A 25,729-nucleotide genomic window follows, 5' to 3' on the forward strand; every position below is an offset into this window, starting at 1 on the left:
ACGCTTAGTGACGGAAGTGGCGCATGCCGGTGAAGACCATGGCCACGCCATGCGCGTCGGCCGCGGCAATCACTTCCTCGTCGCGCATCGAACCGCCGGGCTGGATCACCGCCGTGGCGCCGGCAGCGATCGCCGACAGCAAGCCATCGGCAAACGGCAGGAAGGCTTCGGAGGCAACGGCCGAGCCGCGCGTCAATGGCGTTGCCAGGCCTAGCGCCTTGGCGGCTTCCTCGGCCTTGATCGCGGCGATGCGGGCGGAATCGACCCGGCTCATCTGCCCGGCACCGATACCTGCCGTCTGGCCATCCTTGGCATAGACGACGGCATTCGACTTGACGTGTTTTGCCACCTTGAAGGCAAACTTCATGTCTTCCAGTTCCTGCGCCGTCGGTGCACGCTTGGTCACCACCTTCAGCTCCAGGTCCTCGACCATGCCATTGTCGCGGGTCTGGACGAGCAGGCCGCCGGACACGGTCTTGGCCGAAAGGCCGGGAATGCGCGGATCCGGCAGGGCACCGGTGGTCAAGAGCCGCAGGTTCGGCTTGCGAGCGATGACGGCCTTGGCCTCGTCGCTGACCTCAGGCGCGATGATGACTTCGGTGAAGAGCTTGACGATCTCTTCGGCCGTCTCGGCATCGAGCATCTGGTTGAGCGCGATGATGCCGCCGAAGGCGGACGTGGAATCGCAGGCAAGCGCCCGGCGATAGGCCTCGACCAGCGTCGGCGCCGTGGCCACGCCGCACGGGTTGGCATGCTTGATGATCGCGACAGCCGGCGCCTTTTCCGGCAGGAACTCGGCTACCAGTTCGAAGGCGGCATCGGTGTCGTTGATATTGTTGTAGGACAGCTGCTTGCCTTGCAGCAGCTGAGCTGTGGCAACGCCCGGACGGTTCTCGCCGGTAACATAGAAGCCCGCCTTCTGGTGCGGATTTTCGCCGTAGCGCATCTCTTCCTTCAACACGCCGCCGAGAACGCGGTGGCGCGGCATCGGCGTATCGAGCGCTTCGGCAAACCAGTTGGAGATGGCCGCGTCATAGGCCGCCGTGCGGGCATAGGCCTTGGCCGCCATCTTCTGGCGGAAAGCATAGCTCGTCGCGCCCGACGCGAGTTCTTCAAGCAGGACGGGATAGTCGGCCGGATCGGTGACGATGGTGACATAGGCGTGGTTCTTGGCGGATGCGCGGATCATTGCGGGGCCGCCGATATCGATGTTCTCGACCGTCGTCGGGTAGTCGCCGCCCTGTGCGCGAACCTCCTCGAAGGGATAGAGATTAATCACCGCCAGATCGATCGCGGTAATCCCGTGCGCCGACATCGCCGCCTGATGCTCGGCATCGTCGCGGATCGCCAGCAGGCCGCCGTGGACACCCGGGTGAAGCGTCTTGACCCGTCCGTCCATGACCTCCGGGAAGCCCGTCAGGTCCGAAACGTCGCTGACCGGGAGGCCTGCCTGCGACAGCGCCTTGTGCGTACCGCCGGTCGAAACCAGGCGCACGCCTTTTTCATGGAGCGCACGGGCAAGCTCGACGACTCCGGTCTTGTCGGACACGGAGAGAAGAGCGGTCCGGACTGGAACCTCGTTCGGGGCGGGAATTTTCTTGGAGGCGACAGCCATCAACCATGCTCCTTTGGCGGCGCCGGACGCCCGGGAGGATGCTCCGGCCATTGGGATGGCTGCCCGTTAGCATAGCTTGCCGGCCGAAGAAACCTCGGCAGGCCCACATCCTAAAATAAGGGGTCAGTTCGTGCGCGAGAAGGTCCATTGGATCTCGGGCTGCCTTGCCACCGCGAAGGTGACCGTCAGCTGCGACGAAGCGCGGATGCCCGATGGATCCGCAAAGAAGATGTCCTCCTCGACCGCCAGCTCGCCATCCTGGCAGGCAAACAGCCAGACCTCGCCGTCCGGCGCGGTCAGATAGATCTCGCGGCCGTTGTCCTGACGAATGGTGACGGCCGGGTGGATATGGAAGCGGGCGACCGCCACGGCCGGGTTGGTCTCATCAGGATCACTGCCGTCGGCGCGCGAAAGCCGGTCGCGCCCGCGGATCATCCGGCCGCCGTTCAGCACGCCGATGTCGCGCTCGTGCAGAAGCCCGAACGACGAGAGATAACCGTCATGGTTTGCCGTGACGGATTCGAGACGACCCGGTTCGTCCTTTCGCTCCACCACGACGCGCGAGACGCCGCTGGTCATGATCGGCCCGAGAAACCGTGACTGCGAGAAGCGCGAGGACGACGTGTCATTGACAGTCACGGTGGAGTGGGCGGCGGTCATCCGCGCCATCTGGCGGAATCGTTCGCCGGCAAACTTCGGCGCACCCGAATTGATCACGAAACGCGTCTTGCCGGAGGACATTTCGAACGAGAGGCAGCCGGCATGGGCGCTGCGCGACAGATCGACCGAAAGCGGCCGGCCGGTATCGACGATGACGACGGTGTTTTCGATCGACAGGCGCTCGTAATGGGCGAGCGGCAGCGAGCGGAATGGCTCGCCGGCGGTTTCATCGTAACGCAGCACCGAGGCAAGCTCATGCGCCAGCACCGACGTCGCACCGTTGAAGAGCGCCAATTCGCCGCCCTGATGGCGGAAGAAGCGCAATGCCGGATACATCCGGTCGATGCAGGGGATCAGGCGCGACGGCACGTCATGCCCGAGATTGACATAGGTCTGGCGCAGCGGCAGCAGATCGAGCAGCAGCTCCAGCCCGGCGCGCGGGCTGCGCGAGAAGTGGCTGCCGTCGGCCAGAATTTGCCGGTCAAGCTCGAAATCGAGATGGCGCGACGCCTTGCGGATGGCCGAAGGCGTCGACGGCATCGAAACCGATGCCATGGCAAGCGCCATCCGCACACGCAGGCGAGCCTCGCCATCTCTGACCGTTTCGGCGATGTGACGGAGATAACGAACCTGGAAGGCCAGGCTTTTCAGGAAGCGGCGATAGAAGCCGTGCTCGGCATTGCGCAGGACCACCGGCGAATGCGAGAGCCATGCGATGATGCGCTGGGCAATGACATCGGCATCCCAGGCAATCCCACCGAAATTGCGGCCGTGCGTGGCAATCCAATCGTCGACGATCTGCCGCAGGCGAACGAAGCCGGCATCCTCGCGGATCGCCCGCAGGTGCCTGAGCCAGCCGAATGAATGCAGCCGGACGGCAAATTCCAGCGACGGCAGGTCGATCTCGAAAGGCGATTCGCCCTCGGTGTCGAGCACTCGGCCGGCAAGCGGAAAGCGGCCCTCGAGGATCTCCTCGGCGACGAAGGGATCGACGGCCCTGAGATCCGTCGGTGCGACAATCAGGCGGCCAGGCGTCGAACCGGTAAAGCGCAGCGACGAGACGCGGCCGACCGAAAGTCGGCGCGACACGCGGCGCCAGCCCTCACGCGCATACAGATAGGAAAGCCTTCGCCTGCCGGAAAACACCATCAACGCCCGCTGGTTTCCTCATTCCTGGAGCAAGCCGTTCGAGACGTCCGAACGGATGCGTCGGCTTTCGCGCCAGTATCGCTAACGCAGGGTTGCCCGAAAATCGCTATTCGACTTTCGGGAAACACGATGCGCGGTTTCAAAATATCAGAGCGTCCTTGCCTGTCCGAACGGAAGAGCGGCGCTCCGCGTGACTCCGGATGGTGCCGGAAAGATCATTAAACTTTTATCAATTCTATCGTCTTTGATAGGCCCGTGGCCTTAAAGCGTCAATTAACACGACAAAACAGCCCGTTGCCGAGGCTTTCCGGACGGCAACTCGAATTTTCCAGACTTATTTACGACGAATCACTGCGGCGTAGAATCCGTCGAGTCCACCGGCGAATGGCGGATCGAGCGGGAACATCGACGGCGTCGTGCGCACCTCACCGAGCGGGGTGATCGCATCTTCAAGGCCCTGCCAGTCCTTGGCCAGAACCGGCACACGCTCGTAATCCTCGCCGGCCTCGACCACCCGGGCGACCACTTCCTCGCCTTCGCGCGGGTCAAGCGAGCAATTGGAGAAGACGACGATACCCCCCGGCTTGACCACCGTCAGCGCGTGGCGCAGCAAACGCTCCTGCAGCAGTGCAAGCTTCTCGATGTCCTCGGGCCCCTTGGTCCAAAGCACATCCGGGTGGCGGCGGGTCGTTCCGGTCGACGAACAGGGGGCATCGAGCAAGGCGGCATCGAAGAGTTCGTCCGGCCGAAAATCGGCCATGTTGGTTTCCCTCGTCTGCGCTTCCAGGCCCAGCCGCTCGAGATTGCCCTTGAGGCGGCGCAAACGGCTCGACGACTGGTCAAGCGCCGTCACCTCGGCACCGGCGAGGATGAGCTGCGCCGTCTTGCCACCGGGTGCTGCACAGAGATCGACGACGCTCTTGCCGGCAAGCGATCCAAACAGGCGGGCAGGGATGGACGCGGCCGCATCCTGAACCCACCATTCGCCATCGGAGAATCCGGCTAAGGAGGGGATCGAGCCGGAGAATTCGGCAAGACGGACAGATCCCGTCGGCAGCACCGTACCGCCGAGCCGCTCGGCCCAGCCATCCGGGTCTGACTTGACAGTCAGATCGATCGCCGCCGGCGTCAGCTGCGCTTCTGCGATGAGATCGGCGTGCTCGCGCCCGTAACGCTCGACCAACCTGTCGAAGAACCAGTCCGGCATCGCCGGAACGGCCCGCAGGTTCTCCAGGATCGCGTCCTTCTCGCGCGACAGGCGACGAAGGACGGCGTTCACCAGATTGGCAAACCGGCGGTTTCGCGGATCACCTTGCGCCTGCTCCACGGCAAGATCGACGGCGGAGTGATCAGGCACGTCGAGATAGAGGATCTGTGCGGCGGCCACTGCCAGAACATGGTCGAGAGCTCTCGCGCCCTCCGGAAGCGGCGTCTGCAGCATCGAGCCGATTGCCGCCTGGATGCGCGGCAGGTGGCGCAATGCCGAATTGAGAATGGCCCGCACCAGCGCCCGATCGGCCTCGCTCAGTTCGCGGTAGGCCGGATTTCCATGCTCGTGATCGAGCATGCCATCAAGCGATGTCTTGCGGTCGACGACCGCCGCCAGGATTTTTGCCGCCGCTTGCCGCGTCCGCAGGCCAGGCTTTTCCGGGCGCGGCTGTTGCGCAGGCCTCGACTTGGCCGGCTCCTTGCGCGAGCGGTTTTGTTTCGGACGTGAATCGTTGTTGTTTTCGGCAGACATCAGGACCAGGGACCTTTCGGCGGTTCGGAACCACCGCGACCCCAACCGGTAGAGGGAACAGAGCGCGATTTGCGCACCGGATTATCAGCACGAACCGGCGGCGTCGACCCCATGGACATGTCCTGCGCCATCTGTTGCAGGGCCGCGATCCGGTTTTCCGTGTTCGGATGGGTCGAAAACAGATTGTCCATGCGCTCGCCGGAGAGCGGATTGATGATGAACATATGCGCGGTAGCCGGGTTGCGCTCGGCGTCGTCATTGTGAATCCGGTGGGCGGCGCCGGCGATCTTCTGCAGGGCCGAGGCGAGAGCCAGCGGCTTGCCGCAGATTTCGGCACCACGGCGATCGGCGGAATATTCGCGCGTACGGCTGATTGCCATCTGCACCAGCATGGCTGCGATCGGCGCGACGATCATCGCAATCAGAACCCCGACGAAGCCGAGTGGATTGTTGTTGCCTTCACGATTGCCGCCGAACAGGAAGGCGAAGTTTCCCAGCATCGAGATCGCACCGGCCAGCGTTGCCGTCAGCGTCATCGTCAGGGTGTCGCGATATTGGACGTGCGCCAGCTCATGCGCCATGACGCCGGCAACCTCGTCGTAGGAGAGCGCATTGAGCAGGCCGGTCGAAGCGGCAACGGCGGCGTTCTCAGGGTTGCGCCCGGTAGCAAAGGCGTTCGGCTGCGGGCTGTCGATCACATAGACCCGTGGCATCGGCAGGCCGGCATTCTCAGCGAGATCGCGCACGATACCGTAATACTCCGGCGCGCTGCGCTCATCGACCTCCTGCGCGCGATACATGCGCAGCACCATGCGGTCGGAATTCCAATAGGAAAAAAAATTCATACCGGCCGCCATGACGAAGGCAATCATCATGCCGCCACGTCCACCGATGGCGAACCCGACCGCCATGAACAGGGCGGTCATCACTGCGAGCAGCATGGCGGTGCGAACGAGGTTCATGGTAGGCTCCGGGTCGTCGACGTTTCACGTGAATCAGGGTTTCCGTTCGGGCAACGGCGCCTTATATGATGGGTGCAAATGCCCCGTTCTTCAATACAGATGCACCAATCCGGATACTGGCGAGATGCAGAACGATAACGACAATGCCCCCGACCGCCCGAAAAAGCCGCTGCCTGCCGCTGCCTTGCGCGCATTGAAGGAAGCGGAGGAGCGTCGGCAGGCCGAAGCGGAGAAGGTTGTGCCGACGGAAATCGGCGGTCGCGGCGGGGCCGACCCGGCCCGCTTTGGCGACTGGGAAATCAAGGGTCGGGCAATCGATTTCTGAGAAAGCTCTCCAGCCGCCCGGGAGACGCGCTTACCCTCAATCGGAATCCGGCTCACAAACGCCCGTCGACGATCGCATCGTCTACGGTTCACCACCGCGGTACGAAGCATCATACAAAGAAGCATCATACAAAGAAGGGCGGCTCGAAGCCGCCCTTCTTTACTGTGTGCCTGCTGATTAGGCCTTGTTCTGCCGGTTGGTGATCAGGTCTTCCACAACAGCCGGATCGGCAAGCGTTGAGGTGTCACCAAGCGCACCGAAATCGTCTTCAGCGATCTTGCGCAGGATGCGGCGCATGATCTTGCCCGAGCGGGTCTTCGGCAGGCCCGGGGCAAACTGGATCTTGTCTGGCGTCGCGATCGGCCCGATTTCGGAGCGGACGTGCTTTACCAGCGCCTGACGCAGATCGTCATTGCCGACTTCGCCCGCCATCAGCGAGACGTAGCAATAGATGCCCTGTCCCTTGATCGGGTGCGGATAGCCGACGACGGCTGCCTCGGACACCAGATGGTGCGAGACAAGCGCCGATTCGACTTCGGCCGTGCCCAGCCGGTGCCCGGAGACGTTGAGCACATCGTCGACGCGGCCGGTAATCCAGTAGTACCCGTCCTCGTCGCGGCGGCAGCCGTCACCGGTAAAATACTTGCCCTTGTAAGTGGCGAAGTAGGTCTGGCCGAAGCGCGCGTGATCGCCATAGATCGTACGCATCTGGCCCGGCCAGCTGTCTATGATGCAGAGGTTGCCGTCGGCCGGCCCTTCGAGCACGTTGCCTTCATTGTCGACCAGCTGCGGCTGGACGCCGAAGAACGGCCGCGTTGCCGAGCCTGGCTTGAGATCGGTCGCGCCCGGCAGCGGCGTGATCAGGATGCCGCCGGTTTCGGTCTGCCACCAGGTGTCGACGATCGGCGATTTCTGATCGCCAACGACGTTGTAGTACCATTCCCAGGCTTCGGGATTGATCGGCTCGCCGACCGAACCGAGCAGGCGGAGCGACGAGCGCGAGGCACGCTTGACGAAATCGTCGCCAGCGCCCATCAGCGAGCGGATTGCCGTCGGCGCCGTGTAGAAGACGTTGACCTTGTGCTTGTCGATCACTTCCCAGAAGCGGCCGGCATCGGGGAAGTTCGGAACGCCCTCAAACATCACCGTGGTCGCGGCGTTGGCGAGCGGTCCGTAGACGATGTAGGAATGGCCCGTCACCCAGCCGACATCCGCCGTGCACCAGTAGATATCGCCGTCGCGATAGTCGAACACGTATTCGTGGGTCATCGAGGCGTAGACGAGGTAGCCGCCGGTGGTGTGCAGCACGCCCTTCGGCTTGCCGGTCGAACCCGAGGTGTAGAGGATGAACAGCGGGTCTTCCGCCTTCATCTTCGCCGGCTCGCAATGCGGCTTCACCGTGGCGATTTCCTGGTGGTACCAGAGGTCGCGACCCGGCGCCCAGGCGGTCTTGCCGCCGGTGCGGCGCACGACCAGCACCTTGTTGACGATCACATGCTGCTTGGCGGCGATATCGATGGCGGTATCGGTGTTTTCCTTGAGCGGCACCGGCTTGCCGCCGCGCACGCCCTCGTCACAGGTGATGACGAAGGTGCTCTCGCAGTCGACGATGCGGCCGGCAAGCGCGTCCGGGGAGAAGCCACCGAAGACTACCGAATGAATGGCGCCGATGCGGGCGCAGGCAAGCATCGCATAGGATGCTTCCGGGATCATCGGCATGTAGATGGTGACGCGGTCACCCTTCTTGACGCCATGCTTCTTCAGCACGTTGGCAAGCCGACAAACCTGCTCGTAGAGCTGGTTGTAGGTGATCTTCTTGTCGATATAGGGGTTGTCGCCTTCCCAGATGATCGCCGTCTTTTCGCCGTGCGTCTTCAGGTGGCGGTCGATGCAGTTGTAGGAGACGTTGGTAAGGCCGTCCTCGTACCATTTGATCGAGACTTTGCCCTTGAAAGAGGTGTTCTTGACCTTGGTATAGGGCTTGAACCAGTCGATCCGTTTGCCGTGTTTGCCCCAGAACTTGGCCGGGTCCGAGACACTTTCCTCATACCACTTCAGATAGGTCGCGTTATCGAGCAGCGTCCGGCTCCTGGCGGACTTCAACACCGGATAGATCTTGGCGGACATTTTTTCCTCCCTGCGCATTCCTGTCTGGGGTTCCCAACCCGGATCACCCCGCCTCGGCTGCGATACATAGCAGGTCAAAGCCGCGCCGCAATTAGACAAAAGGACATTTGGAACTGGAGAATTGCAATTTTGAGACAACGACGCTATAGAGGCGCTCAATTCCCGGAAATCAGTGGTAGACTCCACGGCCCGCGACACCGGCGCGGCGGACAAAAGGACTATATCCATGGCTCAGCAACTGCTTATGCCCAAGGCAACAGCCGTCTGGCTCGTCGACAATACGGCATTGTCGTTCGAACAGATTGCAACGTTTTGCAAGCTGCATCCGCTCGAAGTGAAGGCGATCGCAGACGGTGAATCGGCACAGGGCATCAAGGGTCTAGATCCAATCGCAACCGGACAGCTGTCGCGCGACGAGATCGCCCGCGCCGAGGCAAATCCGAACCACAAGCTCAAGCTTTCGGAGCCGAAAGTCCGCGTTCCCGATAGCAAGCGTAAGGGCCCGCGCTACACCCCGGTCTCCAAACGCCAGGATCGCCCGAACGCCATTCTCTGGCTGGTTCGCAACCATCCCGAGCTAAAGGACGCACAGATTTCCCGCCTCGTCGGCACCACAAAGTCGACGATCGAGCAGATCCGTGAGCGCACCCACTGGAACTCGACAAACCTGACGCCGATGGATCCGGTAACGCTTGGCCTGTGCTCGCAGATCGATCTCGACCTCGAGGTCGAACGCGCCGCCAAGGGCCGCCCGCTGCCGACAGCCGCCGAGCTCGGCGCGACGCTGGAAGCCGCGCAGGAAACCGAAAAGCTCAACTTCAGCTACGAGCGCGAAGAAGAGAAGGAAATCGATGCGGATGCCGTCTTCGCCAAGCTCAAGTCGCTGAAGTCGGATCGCAAGGACGAGGATGAAGACGATCAATATTGATCGACTTGTCATGACATGACGAAAAGCCCGGATCGCTCGATCCGGGCTTTTTTGTTTGCCAGCTTCAGTAAGCCGACCCGGATTGATCCCTGAGATTATGCCGCTCGGTCCCCTTGAGCGGCGGATTGAAAACGCTGACCAGGATCAGATCCTCGTCCTTTCCGCCCCGCAGAAAATGCTTGTCGTGCTTGTCGAGCACATAGATGTCGCCCTGACGAATGGGAAAGACGTTGCCCTGCATATCTTCCACCTCACCCTGGCCGGCGATGCAGTAGCAGGCCTCAAGATGGTTGCGGTATTCCAGCAATGAGACCGTATTGGCGCGAACGACGGTGTGACAGACGGTAAAGCCCATGCCATCCTTCTCCGTCAGCAGGCGATGACTGGTGCCGCTACCCCATTCGACGAAATGATCCGTGGTCTCGATATCCTGCAGGCTGCGCACGAACATCTGCTATATCCTCCTATGAGAAATCCTTACATGACGATAAACGCAGGGCGTTTTTGGTCAGGCCGAAATCCTTATCCTGCAGGACTTCTCTGTAGACAAACGACGATTTTCTCAAGGGTTAGTTGAGGAGAATTTGCAGATGCTTCCGCCACTCGGCATGCTTCGCGCATTCGAGGTCGCCGCCCGGCTGGCCAGCTTTTCCCGTGCCGCGGACGAGCTGCATGTCACGCACGCCGCAGTCAGCCACCAGATAAGGCTGCTCGAAGAATGGTTCGGGCGGCCATTGTTCCTGCGGGAAAAACGCGGCGTCAGTCTCCTTCCTGACGCCGCGCGGCTGGCCGACGCCTTGACGTCCTGTTTTGCCCGCATCGCGATCGAGACTGAGATGCTTCGCGCCAACGCCAAATCGTCGATCACCGTCGCTTGCATCCCGTCGATTGCCACGCGCTGGCTGATACCGGCGCTCAAGGATTTCCTCGAACAGCATCCGGATATCGAGGTAAAGGTGCTCTACGCTATGGCCGAGCAGCGGCTGCGGGAGACGGGTTGCGATGTGCTCATTACGCTCGGTGCGGACCTGTCCGTCGGGGCGCAGTGCGACCGGCTGTTCTCTCGCGCAAACCGTCCGGTCGCCAGCCCTCGCTACATCGAGCGCAAGGGCGGGCTCGACACACCACAGGCGATCGCCACCGCGGACCTGCTTCATGATGAAACGACGGTGCGTTGGCAAGAGTGGTTTGCGACAGCTGGCCTGCCCATAGTTCGACCGCCGCTGCGCGGTCCGGTCTTCCAGGATTTCAACCTGCTGGCGACGGCGGTGATCGCCGGCCATGGCGTGGCGCTCTGCCCGGTCGAGGTCTTCCGCCGGGAGATCGACCGCGGTGATCTCGTCGTTCTCTCACAGATCGCCACGCTTGAAGACGAAAGCTACTTTCTCATCACCAAAAGCACGCGCACCAAGCCGGTGGCAGCCTTCAGCGCGTGGTTCAGTTCCGTCGTTCGACCGGATGCACCTTAGAGCATTTCCAGGAAAAGTGCGAAGCGGTCTTCCGTCAGGAAATGCGTAAAAACAAAAAGATAGAGCGTTTCTGCGACTCCGTCTGACCGGAAACGCTCTAAGGACGATCAGATGCCAATGCCCTTCGCGTGAAGCACCGCCGTGATTTCATCGAGGATCGCCGGATCGTCAATGGTCGCCGGCATTTTCCACGGCTGGCGATCGGCAATCTTCTGGATCGTCGCACGCAGGATCTTGCCGGATCGGGTTTTCGGCAGGCGCTTGACGCACATCGCCATGCGGAAGGCGGCAACCGGCCCGATGCGATCACGCACGAGGCTAATCACCTCCCGCTCGATCTCGGATGTTTCACGGGAAACATTGGAGTTGATGACCAGAAATCCGGCGGGGATCTGCCCTTTCAGCTCGTCGGCAATACCGATTACGGCACATTCCGCCACATCCGGATGGCTGGCGCACACTTCCTCCATGGCACCCGTCGACAATCGGTGACCGGCGACATTGATGATGTCGTCGGTGCGCGCCATGATGAAGACGTAGCCGTCATCGTCGAGGTAGCCCGCATCGGCCGTCTTGTAGTAGCCGGGGAACTCTTCGAGATAGGCCGCGCGGAAACGGTGATCGGCATTCCAGAGTGTTGGCAGACACCCAGGAGGCAAAGGCAATTTGACCACGACATTGCCCAATGTGCCCGCTTCGACCGGATGGCCGGCATCGTCGAGAATTTGGACATCGTAGCCGGGTAACGGCACGGCGGGCGATCCGTATTTGACGGGAAGCAGCCCGAGCCCGAGCGGATTGCCCGCAACCGGCCATCCCGTTTCCGTCTGCCACCAATGGTCGATGATTGGCACACCGAGCGCCCTTTCGGCCCAGCGGATCGTGTCGGGATCGGCCCGTTCGCCGGCCAGAAACAACGCGCGAAACCGAGAAAGATCATGGTTCGCCACCAGCGATGCATCGGGATCTTCCTTGCGGATGGCGCGCAGCGCCGTCGGGGCGGTGAACATGACGGCCACACCGTGTTCCGCAAGGATGCGCCAGTAGGTGCCGGGATCCGGCGTGCCGACGGGCTTGCCTTCGAACAGGATCGAAGTATTGCCGTTCAGAAGCGGGCCATAGACGATGAACGAATGCCCGACGACCCAGCCGATGTCGGACGCCGCCCAGAAGACTTCACCCGGCTGAACGCCGAAGAAATTCTGCATCGACCATTTCAGCGCAACCATATGGCCGCCATTGTCGCGCACCACGCCCTTCGGTTGGCCGGTGGTGCCGGAGGTATAGAGAACGTAAAGCGGATCGGTGGACGCCACCGGCGTGCAACCGGCCTCGTCGCCCGCATCCTTTGCCGCCGCAAGCGCTGAGGCATAGTCGATATCGCGTACCGGCGTCATATCCGCCAGCAGCATGTCGCGCTGATAGACGAGGCAATGCGCCGGTTTGTGTTCGGCGATCATCAGCGCCGCATCGAGCAGCGGCTTGTAGGCGACCGTGCGAGCGGGCTCGATGCCGCAACTGGCGGACACGATGAGCTTGGCTTGGCAATCATCGATGCGAACGGCAAGTTCGTTGGCGGCGAAGCCGCCAAACACCACCGAGTGCACGGCGCCGATGCGGGTGGCGGCAAGCATCGCCACCGCGGCCTGCGGGATCATCGGCATATAGATGATGATGCGATCGCCCTTGTCGACGCCTAGCTTGCGGTAGATCGCGGCCAGTGCCTTGACGTCGTCGAGCAACGCTCCGTAGGAGATGCGCTCGATGCGGGAGGTAACCGGGCTGTCGTAGATGAAAGCGATCTGCGCGCCACGGCCGGCCTCGACATGCCGGTCCAGGCAATTGTAGCAGCTGTTGGTCAGCCCGCCGGGAAACCAGTGGCCGTAGATGCCCCCTTCAGCCTCGAAGGCTCGCTCCGGCCTCTCGAACCAGTCGATCGCCTCTGCAGCGTCAGACCAGAACCGCTCGGGATCCGTCTTCCACGCGCCGTACACTTCGGAATAGCGGCTCGCCATATCCGTTCTCCTCCCAATGCATGCCGGGCAATGCCCGGCCTCCTCCTGCACAAGGATAGGCTAATGAGAACGAAGGTGAACCCCGACGAAAGCGTAATGCGACGTTTTCACCCTCAGCGCGATCCGAAAATCGCCGAACCGACGCGCACGCTGGTGGCGCCGAACTGCACCGCCGTTTCGAAATCCCCGGACATGCCCATCGACAGCCTGTCGAGCTTGCATTCGCGGCCAAGCTTCGCCAGCAGCGCAAAATGCGGACCAGGGTTTTCGTCGACGGGCGGAATGCACATCAGCCCTTCGATGGCCATACCCAGCTCTTCACGGCAGAACGTCACGAAGGTGACGGTTTCGGCCGGCGCGATGCCGGCCTTTTGCGGTTCCAGCCCGGTATTGACCTGCACGTACAGCCGAAGCTTCCTGTCCTGGCGCTTCATTTCCGCCGCGATCGCCCGGGCGATCTTCTCGCGATCGACGGTTTCTATGACGTCGAACAGTGCGACCGCTTCGGCCGCCTTGTTGGACTGCAACGGCCCGATCAGGTGCAGTACCAGATCCGAAGTTTCGCCCTTCAGCAGCGGCCATTTGCCCTGTGCTTCCTGCACGCGGTTCTCGCCGAACACGCGCTGGCCGGCCTCGATCACCGGACGGATCGCGTCAGCGTCGAATGTCTTGGAAACAGCGACGAGGCCGACGGCATTCTTCGGGCGCTTTGATGCCTTTTCCGCCGCGTGAATCCGGCTCACGACATCGTGCAACCGCTCTTGAACTTCCATGGACATTTTCTCCGAGATAACGACCTTCCGGACGATGACTAGCGGATTAGGCAAACTTGCGCGCCTTGCCAAGGCCATCGCAGCGCAAGCCGGCCCAAATCCGCCAAAGTGTCGCGCCAAACCCTTCGAAAACTTGACCATCAAGCGGTTTCATGATGAAGGTCACCCCAACTATCATGAGGGCGCTCCCTTGCCCCACAGAACCTCCGGAACACCTAAAAGACATGTCTACCGAACGATATAATCCGCGTGATGCCGAGCCGCGTTGGCAGCAGGAATGGGAAAACGGCCAGGTCTTCCAGACCGAGAACGATGATCCGCGCGAAAAATATTACGTGCTCGAGATGTTCCCCTATCCGTCCGGGCGCATCCACATGGGCCACGTGCGCAACTACACGATGGGCGACGTCGTCGCCCGCTACAAGCGTGCCCGCGGCTTCAACGTGCTTCACCCCATGGGTTGGGATGCCTTCGGCATGCCGGCGGAAAACGCCGCCATGGAGCGCGGCGTGCATCCGGCCAGCTGGACCTATCAGAACATCGCCTCAATGAAGGCGCAGCTGAAGGTCATGGGGCTGTCGCTCGACTGGAACCGCGAATTCGCGACCTGCGACCCTGAATACTACCAGCGCCAGCAGCACCTGTTCATCGATTTTCTCGAGAAGGGCCTGGTCTACCGCAAGCAGTCCAAGGTCAACTGGGACCCGGTCGACAATACCGTTCTCGCCAACGAGCAGGTCATCGATGGCCGCGGCTGGCGCTCAGGCGCGCTGGTCGAGCAGCGCGAGCTGACGCAGTGGTTCTTCCGCATCACCGACTTCAGCCAGGAACTGCTGGACGCCCTGGACACGCTGGACCAGTGGCCGGAAAAAGTGCGCCTGATGCAGAAGAACTGGATCGGCCGCTCCGAAGGCCTGTCCATTCGCTGGCAGATCGTCGAAGGCACCGCTGACGCCGACACCACGGAAGTGACCGTCTACACCACCCGTCCGGACACGCTGTTCGGCGCGTCCTTCCTGGCGATCTCTGCCGATCACCCGCTTGCCAGACAGGCGGCGGCAAAGGATCCGGCAATCGAGGCCTTCTGCGAGGAGTGCCGGCGCGCCGGAACCTCGCTCGCAGCGCTCGAGACCGCTGAAAAGAAGGGCATGGACACCGGTATCCGCGTCAAGCATCCGCTCGACGAAAGCTTGGAGCTGCCGGTTTATGTCGCCAACTTCGTGCTTATGGACTACGGCACGGGCGCGATCTTCGGTTGCCCGTCCGGTGACCAGCGCGACCTCGACTTCGCCCGTAAGTATAACCTGCCGGTCGTTCCGGTGGTCATGCCGCGGGATGGCGATGCCGAAAGCTTCGCGATCGGCGACGAGGCCTATATCGGCGACGGTGTGATGATCAATTCACGCTTCCTCGACGGCATGTCGACGGAAGACGCCTTCGAAGCCGTGGCGTCGAAACTGGAAAAAGACTTTCTGGCCGGCTCGCCGCGAGCCGAACGCAAGGTCAATTTCCGCCTGCGCGACTGGGGTATTTCTCGCCAGCGCTACTGGGGCTGCCCGATTCCGGTCATCCATTGCGATGACTGCGGCGTCATTCCGGTTCCCAAGGCCGACCTGCCGGTCATCCTGCCGCCGGACGTCACCTTCGACAAGCCGGGCAACCCGCTCGATCGCCATCCGACCTGGCGGCACGTGTCCTGCCCGCATTGCGGCAAGGACGCGCGTCGCGAGACCGACACGATGGACACCTTCGTCGATTCGTCCTGGTACTTCACGCGCTTCACCGCGCCTTGGGAAGACAATCCGACCGATCCGAAAGCGGCAAACCACTGGCTGCCGGTCGATCAGTATATCGGCGGCATCGAGCACGCGATCCTGCATCTGCTCTATTCGCGCTTCTTTACCCGCGCGATGAAGGCAACCGGCCACGTTGCCCTGGACGAACCGTTCAAGGGCCTGTTCACCCAGGGCATGGTCGTGCACGAGACCTACAGCCGTGGCGAAGGTGCCCAGCGCGAATGGATCACGCCGGCCGAAATCCGCATTGACGAGGTCGACGGACAGCGCCGCGCCGTTCTGCTCGAAACTGGCGAAGACATCACCATCGGTTCGATCGAGAAGATGTCGAAGTCGAAGAAGAATGTCGTCGACCCAGACGATATCATCGCCTCCTACGGCGCCGATACCGCGCGCTTCTTCGTTCTGTCCGACTCGCCGCCCGACCGTGACGTCATCTGGTCCGAGGCCGGCGTCGAAGGCGCGCATCGCTTCGTTCAGCGCGTCTGGCGTCTGATCGGCGAGGCGGCTGAGACGCTTCGCACCATCGAAGCGGTGCCGGCACACGAAGGCGCCGGTCTCGCCGTTTCGCAGGCGGCCCACAGGACGCTGCGCGCGGTTGAAGCCGATTACGACAAGCTTGCCTTCAACAAGGCCGTGGCGCGCATCTACGAGCTCGTGAACGTGATTGCGGCCCCGTTGACCCAGGTTGCTAGCGGCAAAGCCGATGCGGCGCTGGCAGCGGCTGCAAAGGATGCGACGTCGATCCTGATCAACCTAATCGCCCCGATGATGCCGCACCTCGCCGAGGAATGCTGGCAGGCAATCGGCGGCAAGGGCCTGATCGCCGAAAGCAGCTGGCCGAAGTTTGATGCAGCGCTCGTCGTCGAGAATGAAGTCACGCTGCCGGTCCAGATCAACGGCAAGAAGCGCGCGGATTTGACAATCGCGCGTGATGCAGATCAGACTGCAATCGAGAATGCCGTCCTCGCTCTCGATGCCGTCAAGACCGTTCTCAACGGCAGCAGCCCCAAGAAAATCATCGTCGTGCCTCAAAGGATCGTCAATGTCGTTGTCTGATAGATCTGGCTCCCGCATCCGGTCGTTTCCGATGCTGGCTGGTGTTTTCATGTTGACCGCGCTCGCCGGCTGCCAGGTCAGGCCGCTTTATTCCGATGCCGTCGGCACATCGGCAGCGCTCGGGTCGATCGAAATCTCCGATGCGGATGACCGCGTCGAGCAGGAAGTGCGCAATGCACTGATCTTCCTTGCCGCCGGCGGCCAGGGAGAACCGGCAAACCCGCAGTATCACCTGGCTCTGAACGTCACGACCCGCGCTATGGGCGTGCTTTATGATCAGGCGCGGGACCGGGCAGGGGCTGGGCGTATCGTCGTCAAGGCGGACTATAACCTGTCCAGGACCAGCACGGGCGAAACCATCAAGTCGGGCAACCGTACCGCAGTCGCGCTTGTCGACTTTCCTGTCCAGGAGTTTGCCAAGGTCCGCGCCGTCCGCGATGGCGAGAACCGCGCTGCAAAGGAATTGGCAGAGCTGATCCGGGCCGATATCGCCGCGGCGCTCAGCCGCTAGGCGGTGATGGAATGAGCGAAGTCAAGTCGCACGAATTCGACTCTTTCCTTCAGAAGTCAGCGGCGCTCTATCGCCTCTTTGTCCTCTACGGACCAGACCGAGGTCTGGTCTCGGAGCGGGCAGGGGCGATTGCGTTGCGCAGCGGCGTTCCGCTTGACGACCCCTTTTCCATCACCAAGCTCGACGCCGGAGATCTGCAACAGAGCCCCGGCCGCCTGCTCGACGAGGTCAACTCCATTGGCCTCTTTGGTGGCGAAAAACTCGTCTGGGTCCGCGGAGCCGCCAACGAGAAAGCGCTGGTCGATGCTCTGCAGATTTTGGCCGGCGAACCGCCGACCGGTAGCTATGTTCTCGTCGAAGCGGGTGATCTCAAGAAGGGATCGGCGCTGCGCAAGGTGGCCGAGACCGCACGATCAATCGCAACGATCGCCTGCTACAGCGACGACGCCCGCAGCCTGCAGGCCTTGATTGACAAGGAACTCGGTGAAGAAAAACTCGGCATTACTCCCGCGGCGCGCGAGCGGCTGATGGAGGCACTCGGCGGCGATCGCCTGGCCTCGCGCAACGAAGTGCGCAAGCTGGCGCTTTACTGCCGTGGCAAGACCACAGTAGACGAATCGGATGTGACAGACATCGTCGGCGATGCCAGCGCCATTTCCGTTGATGATGCCGTCGATGCGGTATTGAAGGGTGATCTTGACGGCCTTTTGCATGCTATGCAGAAGATAACCACGTCAAAAACGCCCGCTTTCCTCGTTTTGCAGGGGTGCCTCAGGCAGTTTCAGCAGCTCGATCTGATGCGCGCCGAAATGGATTCGAGCCGCCAGCAGGCCGGCCAGGTCATCGCCACCATGGGCCGGCACTTGCATTTTCGTCGCAAGCCCATCATCGAAGCCGCCCTCAGACATTGGTCCTCGCCGGCAATCCGCCGCGAACTGACACGGCTGCAGAACACGATCTACCAGAGCCGTACACGCCAGAGCCTCGAGGAGAGCATGGTGCTGCAGAATCTTATGGCGATTGCCGTACAGTCAGGCAGACGCTGAGAGCCCGCAAAGCGGGCTCAAATCAACCTATGGCAATGCTGGGGAGAGCCGAAGCTGCGCGCTCAACGGCGCTCAAGCAGGCGGCAGATCTCCTCGAGCTGATCAAGCGTCTTGTAGGAAATCCTGAGGTGCCCGCCTGACGCCTTATGGCTGACGGTCACTTCGAGCCCGAGGCTGTCGGACAGTGTGCGCTCCAGCGCCAGCGTATCGGCGTCTTTCTCGTCGCGACGTGCAGCCTTTGCGTAGTTCGGGTCGTTCTGAGCGCGAATGTCGTTCTGCGCCAGACGTTCAGCGTCTCGAACGGAAAGACCTTTTGCGACGATATTACGGGCCAAGGTCGCCGGGTCTGACGTCGGGATCAGCGCGCGCGCATGGCCGGCCGACAGGCTTCCTTCCGACAACATGTCCCGCACGGGCTCGGGCAGTTTCAGCAGCCGCAGGCTGTTGGCTACATGGCTGCGGCTCTTGCCGATAATCTCGCCGAGATCGTTCTGCGTGTAGCCGTGCTCAGCGATCAGTTGCTCGTAGCCAAGCGCTTCGTCGAGCGGGTTGAGGTCGGACCGCTGCACGTTCTCGACGATCGCGATTTCGAGCGCTGTCCGATCGTCGACGTCGCGGACGATGACAGGAATTTCGGTAAAACCGGCGAGCTGCGCTGCGCGCCAGCGCCGTTCCCCGGCGATAATCTCATAGCGCTCGGCGCCGATTGTACGGGCAACGACCGGCTGGACAATACCGTGCTGCCGAATGGAGCTGGCAAGGTCCTGCAACTCGCCTTCGTCGAACTGTCGGCGCGGGTTTCTCGGGTTGCGTGATACGAACTCGATCGGCACACGCCGATCCGGGTTAACGGGAGAAGGGGAGGCTCCGGCCTGTATCGGCTGGTCCATCTCTCCGATCAAAGCAGCCAGTCCGCGACCAAGCCTTCTCTTCGAGCTATCGTCGTTCATAGTGTCACCCGATTTAAACCGCTACCGAAACAATTATGCAGCCTTGCGCTGCCGCTCGCGCTGAATCACTTCCGATGCGAGTTGGAGGTAGGCCTGGCTGCCTGCGCATTTCAGATCGTAAAGGATCGCCGGCTTACCATAGGACGGTGCCTCCGATACTCGCACATTCCGCGGAATGAGCGTGTGATAGACCTTATCCCCAAGATGCGTGCGAACATCGCTCACCACCTGCTGTGCCAGATTGTTGCGTGAATCGAACATCGTCAGCACGATACCTTGGATGTCCAGGCTCGGATTGACGGTTCTGCGAACCTGATCGACAGTCTCCAGCAACTGGCTCAAACCCTCCAACGCGAAGAATTCGCATTGCAGCGGCACCAGCACCGAGTGCGCGGCCGCCATGGCGTTCATCGTCAACAGGTTGAACGATGGCGGGCAGTCGACGAGAACGTAGGAGTATTCCAACGCCTCGGGGCTCTCCAAGGCCTTGCGCAGACGAAAGGCGCGGTCGACCTCCCTGGAGATTTCCATCTCGACGCCAAGCAGATCCATCGTCGACGGCACGATGGCCAGATTCGGCACGGCTGTCTGCTGAACGATCTCGCCAATCGAGTGCGACCCGATCATCAGTTCGTAGGAGGAGAGGTGGCGATCGCGGCGCTGAATGCCGAGACCCGTGCTGGCGTTACCCTGCGGGTCCAGATCGACAATCAGAACTTTCTCGCCAATGGCAGCCAGTGCCGTTGCCAGATTGATCGCAGTCGTCGTTTTGCCGACGCCACCCTTCTGGTTTGCTATCGTGATGATCCGGTTTTTTGCGCCAAACATGTTTCCGCTCGCCAATCACTGAGTTCTTCGCGAAAGATTTGCGATCTCGAGCACAACAGAATCTGGCTCGACGATGCTTGGATGTTTTAGCAGATCAAACTCATAGCGGCCAACGGCTTTGTCGATCTCGCGTTGGTAATCCCGCCCTTTGTGGAAGTAGGCGACCGTTTTACCACCCTCGGCCGTCATCCAAGGCGACGAGTAGTCAAGCAACAGGCTCAGATCCGCCAGAGCGCGGGCGGAAATGGCGTCACATTTCGGCGCGACGGAGCTGGCGTCCTCGATTCGAATCGGATGAACGGATCCGCGCGCGCCGGTTTCCGTCAGCGCCACGCGCAGGAATGCCGCCTTCTTGTTGTTGCTCTCGATCAGATGGACCCAGCCGTCGGAAAACTCCTGGAGATAGATGGCGGTAATTACGCCGGGAAATCCACCACCGCTGCCCAGATCGACCCAGGTCTTCGGGCCTGGCGCAAGTTGAACAAGTTGCAGACTATCGACGATATGCCGACGCCACAGATCCTCGAGCGTCGATGGCGCTATTAGATTGATGGATCTCGCCCATTTCTGAAACAGCGTAGCGAAGTGCTCAAGCCGTTCATTCGTTTCACGTGAAACACGCAGTCCGTTCAAGCCAGCGAAAGGACTCGTTTTCATTGCGCAGTTACCTTTTCTTCCCGTTCTGAGGAACGGTTCATTCGTTTCAACCAAGCCAGGATCAACGAGGCCGCGGCCGGCGTCATCCCATCGACCTTCAACGCCTGCGCCAGATTCCGCGGCGCCTGCAGCGTCAGCTTCTGCTTCAATTCATTCGATAGACCAGCCAGTGCCGAAAAGTCAAAATCGACCGGGATCACCAAATCTTCTTCGCGGCGGATGCCAGCAATGTCGGAAGCCTGACGATCCATATAGACAGCATAGGCTGCATCGATTTCGAGTGCTTCCACCACCGCCAGCGGGATGTTCTTCAACTCGGGCCACAGCGGCGTCAGTGCGCTGACAGTCTGTTCCGGATAGGACAGGAGCTCAAATGCCGTCCGCCGTTGGCCATCCTGGTTCAGCTTGAGGCCGTGTCGGTTGCCTTCCGACGGCGTCACCGACAGTTGCTTGAGCAGTGCCCGGCCACTGTCAAACTGCGCCTTCCATTCCACAAAGCGCGCCTGGCGCGCTTCAGACACGCAGCCGATCTCGATCGCTTTTGGCGTAAGGCGCATGTCCGCATTGTCGGCGCGAAGAGACAATCGATATTCGGCGCGTGACGTAAACATGCGATAGGGCTCGGTAATGCCCCGCGAGGTCAGATCGTCGACCATCACGCCAATGTAGGAGTCAGTGCGGCTAAAGACGACCGCTTCGCATGCTGTCGCAGCCTTCGCCGCATTCAGGCCAGCGACGAGGCCTTGCGCCCCGGCCTCTTCATAACCCGTAGTGCCATTGATCTGGCCGGCCAGGAAGAATCCCGGCATCTTGCAGACCGCCAGCGTCACGTCCAACTCGCGCGGATCGACGTGGTCGTATTCGATCGCATAACCCGGCTGCAGGATGGAGACGTTCTCGAGGCCAGGGATGGTTCTGATAAACGCGTCCTGGACGTCGGCTGGCAAGGATGTCGAGATGCCATTCGGATAGACGGTATCGTCGTCCAAACCTTCCGGTTCGAGAAAAATCTGATGGCCGTCACGCTCGCCAAAGCGAACGATCTTGTCTTCGATCGATGGACAATAGCGCGGGCCGACACCCTCGATCTGACCGGAATACATCGCCGACTTGCCGATGTTGTCGACAATGATCTTGTGCGTGGCTTCAGTGGTCCGCGTCACGCCGCAGTCGATCTGTCGGTTGACGATCCGGTCCGTCATGAACGAGAACGGCACCGGATCTTCGTCCGGCCCCTGGCGCCCAACCAGATCCCAATCAATCGACTTGCCATCCAAGCGCGCCGGCGTCCCGGTCTTCAACCGCCCCAGACGAAGGCCATAGCGCGCCAAGGTGGCGGAGAGACCAAGGGACGGTTCTTCGCCGACACGGCCAGCCGGTATCTTCTGGTCGCCGATATGGATCAGCCCTTTCAAAAAGGTCCCGGTCGTCAGCACCACCGCCGCCGAACCAAAGGATCGGCCATCCTTCATCACCACGCCCGCAATCTTGTTGTCCTGCTCGATAAGATCGAAAGCATCACCTTCGATCACAGTCAGGCCTTCTATGGCGCCAATCTCGCGCTGCATGGCCTCGCGGTAGAGCCGGCGATCGGCCTGGGTGCGCGGACCGCGGACGGCTGGTCCCTTGCGCCGATTGAGCAGGCGAAACTGAATGCCCGCCGCGTCGGCGACGCGACCCATCAAGCCATCAAGCGCATCAATTTCGCGGACGAGGTGCCCCTTGCCAAGACCGCCGATCGCCGGGTTGCAGGACATAACGCCGATTGTCGACGCCTTGTGAGTGATCAGAGCGGTTCGCGCACCGAGGCGCGCCGAGGCCGCGGCGGCCTCGCAGCCGGCATGACCTCCACCAATGACGATAACGTCAAAACGAACCATCTTTATCATCTCCGGTCAAACGCATTCCGGCTTCGAATCGTTTCACGTGAAACACTTCGCATGACTCGCCAGCGTTGTATTGTTTTAGTCGAACATCATTTACCGATACAGAATTCGGAAAATATCACATCAAGCAGATTTTCAACATCCACACGACCGGTGATGCGACCGATGGAATCGCCTGCGATGCGAAGCTGCTCGGCGCGTACATCCAGACCCTGGTGAACGAGGCTCAAACTCTCCGCAAGGGCGGCACTCGCTTGGCGCAAAGCATCCACATGCCTGCGCCTGGAGGGGATAGACAGGGCCGTAACACCAGATAAATCAGGTAGATAGCTCGATATCGCGTTCAAGAGTCGGTCCATTCCCACACCGGTCCTCGTCGAAATCGATACGTCCGCAAGATCATTGCTACCGCTGTCTTTTTCGTCTGTCTTGGTTGCGACCCTTAAGACCGGCACATCCGCCAAACCAAGATCGTCCAAGGTGTTAAAGCCCGCCTCGTTCTCCGAAAGAAGTAGGACGAGATCGGCACTGGCAATCACGTCGCGAGCGCGACGAATACCTTCGCGTTCCACCGTCTCGTCGGTCTCACGCAGGCCAGCCGTATCGAACAGCTTGACGGAGAATCCGGCTAATGAAAGGTCGACGGAAAGCACATCACGCGTCGTACCAGCTATCTCGGTCACGATCGCGATATCACGTTTTGCCAGTGCATTGAGCAAGCTGGATTTGCCAGCGTTGGGTTCGCCGGCAATGACGATCTTCAGACCGTCCCGAATGATCTCGCCGATCGGCGCCTGGGCAATATGGACGTCGATCTCATGACGTAGCAGCTCCATGTCTTTCCAGATCCGATCGCTGACCGAGCCCGGCACATCCTCCTCGTCGGCGAAATCAAGCTCCGCCTCGATCATCGCACGCGCATGGGTCAGACGCCTGGCCCAATCATCGTAGACCTTCGACTGGCCGCCAGCGGAATGCTCAAGCGCCAAACGGCGCTGCATCTCGGTTTCCGCAACGATCAGATCCGACAAGCCCTCGACCTCGACAAGATCCATCTTGCCGTTCTGAAAAGCTCGCCGTGAAAACTCGCCGGCCTCAGCGTGGCGCAGCCCCGCAAAGCCAGACAACTCTTGCAACAGCGTTTGAACAACAGCACGGCCGCCGTGCACCTGCAACTCGGCGCAATCTTCCCCGGTAAACGAGGCAGGGCCGCGGAAATAGAGGATTAAGCCACTGTCGATCTTTAAACCGTTGCGGGAGCGAATCGGTCGCAATGATGCAAGTCGCGGCTCCGGGACTGCGCCGCACAAAGACTCAAGAACCGCAGTCGTTTCCGGTCCACTGATGCGGATCACCGCCACACCTGCCGGCAACCCCCCGCTGGAAAGCGCATATATCGTATCCACCGATGGCATCGTTTTACCTGAGATCCAATGAGAGCGTCCGCTCTAAGCACGCCTGCGCCTCTGAAATAGGCCCAGGCGGGTTAGCCGAACCCTCACGGCGATAGCCGGATGAAACGCGGCCGTCGGCGTTCCCAGCGAGCACGGAGGTGTCGAGCGATTGGGAGCTTATGCCGAATAGTCAGGGAAAGATCAAGCCTCGGGATCGCCGCTTGTGTTTCACGTGAATCATCGAGCTGAGAGAGGTGGCTCTGAGCGGTGGGCTATAATTCATTGCGATAGCGAATCGAAAGGCCGTAAGGAGGTCTGTGTTTGTTGAATCCGGCTAACGAATTCATAGATAAAAAGCATAAGACCGGGCAAGATAACTCGCCCGGTCTTAATTGCGATAACGGCATTCGGCCGCATCAAGTGTTCATCGAGTCGAAGAAGTCGCCGTTGTTCTTCGTCTGCTTTAGCTTGTCGATCAGGAACTCGATCGCATCGGTGGTTCCCATCGGGGCCAGAATCCGACGAAGGACGAAGATCTTCTGCAGATCCTGACGTGGAACAAGCAGGTCTTCCTTACGCGTGCCGGACTTGAGAATGTCCATCGCCGGGAAGATGCGCTTGTCGGCGACCTTGCGGTCGAGCACGATTTCCGAGTTGCCGGTGCCCTTGAACTCTTCGAAGATGACTTCGTCCATGCGGCTGCCGGTATCGATCAGCGCCGTGGCGATAATGGTCAGCGAACCGCCTTCTTCGATGTTGCGGGCGGCACCGAAGAAGCGCTTCGGGCGCTGCAGGGCGTTGGCGTCGACACCACCGGTCAGAACCTTGCCGGATGAAGGAACAACGGTGTTGTAGGCGCGACCGAGACGGGTGATGCTGTCGAGCAGGATAACGACGTCGCGGCCATGCTCAACCAGGCGCTTTGCCTTTTCGATCACCATTTCGGCGACCTGAACGTGACGCGTCGCCGGCTCGTCGAAGGTCGAGGAAACCACTTCGCCCTTCACCGAGCGCTGCATGTCGGTGACTTCTTCCGGCCGTTCGTCGATCAGGAGAACGATCAGGTAACATTCCGGATGGTTTGCGGTGATCGAATGGGCAATGTTCTGCAGGAGAACCGTCTTCCCGGTGCGCGGCGGAGCGACGATGAGACCGCGCTGGCCCTTGCCAAGCGGGGCGACCAGATCGATCACCCGGGCAGAAAGGTCCTTCGACGTCGGGATATCGAGTTCCATCTTGAAGCGCTCGTTCGGATAGAGCGGCGTCAGATTGTCGAAATGAACCTTGTGACGGATCTTTTCTGGATCGTCGAAATTGATGGTGTTGACCTTCAGCAGCGCGAAGTAGCGTTCGCCTTCCTTCGGTCCGCGGATCGGTCCCTCGACTGTGTCGCCGGTCTTCAGCGAGAAGCGGCGGATCTGCGAGGGGGAGATGTAGATATCGTCCGGTCCGGGAAGGTAGTTGGCATTGGCAGAGCGCAGAAAGCCGAAACCGTCCTGCAGAACCTCCACGACGCCTTCACCGATGATTTCGATATCCTGGGCGGCGAGCATCTTGAGGATTGCGAACATCAGCTCCTGCTTGCGCATGGTGCTCGCATTTTCCACCTCGAGCTCTTCGGCAAAGGCCAGAAGATCGGTCGGCGTCTTGTTCTTAAGTTCTTGTAGCTTCATTTCAGCCATGAAGGATCCATGTTTCGTCTGGGAATGGAAAGACGGCGTGTTTTCTGAAGGGAGCTGCGGCAGGAGGGGCAGGCTCTGGTCTTTGTCACAAGCCATGAAGAGGAGATGGCAGAAAATAGCGATTCACGTGAAACGCCGCAAGGGGCTGACGAAAAT

20 protein-coding genes are annotated in these 25,729 nt (G+C 60.9%); 6 read left to right on the forward strand and 14 right to left on the reverse strand.

The genetic code is table 11. From position 1 onward, the window contains the following. Positions 1-4 precede the first annotated feature (4 nt). The 4 genes from purH to htpX form a co-directional block, all read right to left on the reverse strand. The gene (gene purH, locus ABIE33_RS08595) at positions 5-1,615 is read right to left on the reverse strand and encodes a bifunctional phosphoribosylaminoimidazolecarboxamide formyltransferase/IMP cyclohydrolase (protein WP_429123864.1); all 1,611 of its coding nucleotides are present in this window, start codon (positions 1,613-1,615) and stop codon (positions 5-7) included. A gap of 123 nt (positions 1,616-1,738) precedes the next feature. Continuing rightward, positions 1,739-3,424, reverse strand: a complete 1,686-nt coding sequence (locus tag ABIE33_RS08600) for a heparinase II/III family protein (RefSeq protein WP_429124056.1) — start codon at positions 3,422-3,424, stop codon at positions 1,739-1,741. Positions 3,425-3,758: 334 nt separating this feature from the next. Then, positions 3,759-5,165, reverse strand: a complete 1,407-nt coding sequence (locus ABIE33_RS08605) for an RsmB/NOP family class I SAM-dependent RNA methyltransferase (protein ID WP_429123866.1) — start codon at positions 5,163-5,165, stop codon at positions 3,759-3,761. Next, positions 5,165-6,127 (reverse strand): zinc metalloprotease HtpX, encoded by a 963-nt coding sequence (gene htpX / locus ABIE33_RS08610; protein ID WP_429123868.1) that lies wholly within the window; start codon positions 6,125-6,127, stop codon positions 5,165-5,167. The genes ABIE33_RS08605 and htpX overlap by 1 nt, the downstream gene beginning before the upstream one ends. Before the next feature lie 124 nt (positions 6,128-6,251). Between htpX and ABIE33_RS08615 the strand changes: the two genes are divergently transcribed. Then, entirely contained in the window at positions 6,252-6,452 is a 201-nt protein-coding gene (locus ABIE33_RS08615; RefSeq protein WP_429123870.1) for a DUF1674 domain-containing protein, read from the forward strand. Between the two features lie 177 nt (positions 6,453-6,629). Here ABIE33_RS08615 and acs read toward each other — a convergent pair whose 3' ends face one another. Continuing rightward, on the reverse strand, positions 6,630-8,579 hold the full coding sequence (acs, locus tag ABIE33_RS08620) for an acetate--CoA ligase (RefSeq protein ID WP_429123872.1): 1,950 nt from the start codon (positions 8,577-8,579) through the stop codon (positions 6,630-6,632). A 226-nt stretch (positions 8,580-8,805) separates the two neighbouring features. Here acs and ABIE33_RS08625 point away from each other — a divergent pair, with 226 nt between their 5' ends. Further along, positions 8,806-9,507, forward strand: a complete 702-nt coding sequence (locus ABIE33_RS08625; RefSeq protein WP_025425287.1) for a DUF1013 domain-containing protein — start codon at positions 8,806-8,808, stop codon at positions 9,505-9,507. A 64-nt stretch (positions 9,508-9,571) separates the two neighbouring features. Here the strand turns inward: ABIE33_RS08625 and ABIE33_RS08630 are convergent, their stop codons facing one another. Further along, positions 9,572-9,958, reverse strand: coding sequence for an ectoine synthase (locus ABIE33_RS08630; RefSeq protein WP_429123874.1), 387 nt, complete (start codon positions 9,956-9,958; stop codon positions 9,572-9,574). 139 nt (positions 9,959-10,097) lie between these two features. Between ABIE33_RS08630 and ABIE33_RS08635 the strand changes: the two genes are divergently transcribed. Then, on the forward strand, positions 10,098-10,976 hold the full coding sequence (locus ABIE33_RS08635) for a LysR substrate-binding domain-containing protein (protein WP_429123876.1): 879 nt from the start codon (positions 10,098-10,100) through the stop codon (positions 10,974-10,976). A 107-nt stretch (positions 10,977-11,083) separates the two neighbouring features. Here ABIE33_RS08635 and ABIE33_RS08640 read toward each other — a convergent pair whose 3' ends face one another. Together ABIE33_RS08640 and ABIE33_RS08645 are read right to left on the reverse strand one after the other, a co-directional pair. After that, positions 11,084-12,991 carry a propionyl-CoA synthetase gene (locus ABIE33_RS08640; RefSeq protein WP_429123878.1) on the reverse strand — a complete coding sequence of 636 codons (1,908 nt, stop codon included), beginning with the start codon at positions 12,989-12,991 and terminating at the stop codon, positions 11,084-11,086. 113 nt (positions 12,992-13,104) lie between these two features. After that, positions 13,105-13,764, reverse strand: coding sequence for a YggS family pyridoxal phosphate-dependent enzyme (locus ABIE33_RS08645; protein WP_429123880.1), 660 nt, complete (start codon positions 13,762-13,764; stop codon positions 13,105-13,107). A 224-nt stretch (positions 13,765-13,988) separates the two neighbouring features. Here ABIE33_RS08645 and leuS point away from each other — a divergent pair, with 224 nt between their 5' ends. From leuS to holA, 3 genes are read left to right on the forward strand one after another with little or no spacing between them, the layout of a single operon-like run. After that, on the forward strand, positions 13,989-16,619 hold the full coding sequence (gene leuS / locus ABIE33_RS08650) for a leucine--tRNA ligase (protein ID WP_429123882.1): 2,631 nt from the start codon (positions 13,989-13,991) through the stop codon (positions 16,617-16,619). Beyond that, the gene (locus ABIE33_RS08655) at positions 16,606-17,130 is read left to right on the forward strand and encodes a hypothetical protein (protein ID WP_429123884.1); all 525 of its coding nucleotides are present in this window, start codon (positions 16,606-16,608) and stop codon (positions 17,128-17,130) included. The genes leuS and ABIE33_RS08655 overlap by 14 nt, the downstream gene beginning before the upstream one ends. Positions 17,131-17,141: 11 nt before the next feature. Then, the gene (gene holA, locus ABIE33_RS08660) at positions 17,142-18,176 is read left to right on the forward strand and encodes a DNA polymerase III subunit delta (protein WP_429123886.1); all 1,035 of its coding nucleotides are present in this window, start codon (positions 17,142-17,144) and stop codon (positions 18,174-18,176) included. Between the two features lie 62 nt (positions 18,177-18,238). Here holA and ABIE33_RS08665 read toward each other — a convergent pair whose 3' ends face one another. The 6 genes from ABIE33_RS08665 to rho all read right to left on the reverse strand — a co-directional run bounded on the left by ABIE33_RS08665 (position 18,239) and on the right by rho (position 25,573). Then, entirely contained in the window at positions 18,239-19,126 is an 888-nt protein-coding gene (locus ABIE33_RS08665; RefSeq protein WP_429123888.1) for a ParB/RepB/Spo0J family partition protein, read from the reverse strand. 33 nt (positions 19,127-19,159) lie between these two features. Continuing rightward, positions 19,160-19,954, reverse strand: coding sequence for a ParA family protein (locus ABIE33_RS08670; RefSeq protein WP_429123890.1), 795 nt, complete (start codon positions 19,952-19,954; stop codon positions 19,160-19,162). Positions 19,955-19,969: 15 nt separating this feature from the next. Continuing rightward, positions 19,970-20,611 (reverse strand): 16S rRNA (guanine(527)-N(7))-methyltransferase RsmG, encoded by a 642-nt coding sequence (gene rsmG / locus ABIE33_RS08675; RefSeq protein WP_429123892.1) that lies wholly within the window; start codon positions 20,609-20,611, stop codon positions 19,970-19,972. Next, a complete protein-coding gene (mnmG, locus tag ABIE33_RS08680) occupies positions 20,608-22,491 on the reverse strand; it encodes a tRNA uridine-5-carboxymethylaminomethyl(34) synthesis enzyme MnmG (protein ID WP_429123894.1) in 1,884 nt (627 codons plus the stop codon). The genes rsmG and mnmG overlap by 4 nt, the downstream gene beginning before the upstream one ends. A gap of 95 nt (positions 22,492-22,586) precedes the next feature. Beyond that, the gene (gene mnmE / locus ABIE33_RS08685; RefSeq protein ID WP_429123896.1) at positions 22,587-23,912 is read right to left on the reverse strand and encodes a tRNA uridine-5-carboxymethylaminomethyl(34) synthesis GTPase MnmE; all 1,326 of its coding nucleotides are present in this window, start codon (positions 23,910-23,912) and stop codon (positions 22,587-22,589) included. A 395-nt stretch (positions 23,913-24,307) separates the two neighbouring features. Beyond that, on the reverse strand, positions 24,308-25,573 hold the full coding sequence (rho, locus tag ABIE33_RS08690) for a transcription termination factor Rho (RefSeq protein WP_429123898.1): 1,266 nt from the start codon (positions 25,571-25,573) through the stop codon (positions 24,308-24,310). Positions 25,574-25,729: the final 156 nt, after the last annotated feature.

The sequence above is a fragment of the Ensifer sp. 4252 genome, from assembly GCF_050434565.1.
In the GTDB taxonomy this organism is placed as follows: Bacteria; Pseudomonadota; Alphaproteobacteria; order Rhizobiales; family Rhizobiaceae; genus Ensifer.

Excerpts from the sequence above, each read along its gene's own strand:
- ABIE33_RS08655 (WP_429123884.1), top strand. The coding sequence starts at position 16,606 with ATGTCGTTGTCTGATAGATCTGGCTCCCGCATCCGGTCGTTTCCGATG.
- ABIE33_RS08625 (WP_025425287.1), top strand. The coding sequence starts at position 8,806 with ATGGCTCAGCAACTGCTTATGCCCAAGGCAACAGCCGTCTGGCTCGTC.
- ABIE33_RS08640 (WP_429123878.1), bottom strand. The coding sequence starts at position 12,991 with ATGGCGAGCCGCTATTCCGAAGTGTACGGCGCGTGGAAGACGGATCCC.
- ABIE33_RS08605 (WP_429123866.1), bottom strand. The coding sequence starts at position 5,165 with ATGTCTGCCGAAAACAACAACGATTCACGTCCGAAACAAAACCGCTCG.
- purH (WP_429123864.1), bottom strand. The coding sequence starts at position 1,615 with ATGGCTGTCGCCTCCAAGAAAATTCCCGCCCCGAACGAGGTTCCAGTC.
- htpX (WP_429123868.1), bottom strand. The coding sequence starts at position 6,127 with ATGAACCTCGTTCGCACCGCCATGCTGCTCGCAGTGATGACCGCCCTG.
- ABIE33_RS08600 (WP_429124056.1), bottom strand. The coding sequence starts at position 3,424 with ATGGTGTTTTCCGGCAGGCGAAGGCTTTCCTATCTGTATGCGCGTGAG.
- mnmG (WP_429123894.1), bottom strand. The coding sequence starts at position 22,491 with ATGGTTCGTTTTGACGTTATCGTCATTGGTGGAGGTCATGCCGGCTGC.
- acs (WP_429123872.1), bottom strand. The coding sequence starts at position 8,579 with ATGTCCGCCAAGATCTATCCGGTGTTGAAGTCCGCCAGGAGCCGGACG.
- ABIE33_RS08665 (WP_429123888.1), bottom strand. The coding sequence starts at position 19,126 with ATGAACGACGATAGCTCGAAGAGAAGGCTTGGTCGCGGACTGGCTGCT.
- rho (WP_429123898.1), bottom strand. The coding sequence starts at position 25,573 with ATGGCTGAAATGAAGCTACAAGAACTTAAGAACAAGACGCCGACCGAT.
- mnmE (WP_429123896.1), bottom strand. The coding sequence starts at position 23,912 with ATGCCATCGGTGGATACGATATATGCGCTTTCCAGCGGGGGGTTGCCG.
- ABIE33_RS08670 (WP_429123890.1), bottom strand. The coding sequence starts at position 19,954 with ATGTTTGGCGCAAAAAACCGGATCATCACGATAGCAAACCAGAAGGGT.
- rsmG (WP_429123892.1), bottom strand. The coding sequence starts at position 20,611 with ATGAAAACGAGTCCTTTCGCTGGCTTGAACGGACTGCGTGTTTCACGT.
- ABIE33_RS08635 (WP_429123876.1), top strand. The coding sequence starts at position 10,098 with ATGCTTCCGCCACTCGGCATGCTTCGCGCATTCGAGGTCGCCGCCCGG.
- ABIE33_RS08615 (WP_429123870.1), top strand. The coding sequence starts at position 6,252 with ATGCAGAACGATAACGACAATGCCCCCGACCGCCCGAAAAAGCCGCTG.
- holA (WP_429123886.1), top strand. The coding sequence starts at position 17,142 with ATGAGCGAAGTCAAGTCGCACGAATTCGACTCTTTCCTTCAGAAGTCA.
- leuS (WP_429123882.1), top strand. The coding sequence starts at position 13,989 with ATGTCTACCGAACGATATAATCCGCGTGATGCCGAGCCGCGTTGGCAG.
- ABIE33_RS08645 (WP_429123880.1), bottom strand. The coding sequence starts at position 13,764 with ATGGAAGTTCAAGAGCGGTTGCACGATGTCGTGAGCCGGATTCACGCG.
- ABIE33_RS08630 (WP_429123874.1), bottom strand. The coding sequence starts at position 9,958 with ATGTTCGTGCGCAGCCTGCAGGATATCGAGACCACGGATCATTTCGTC.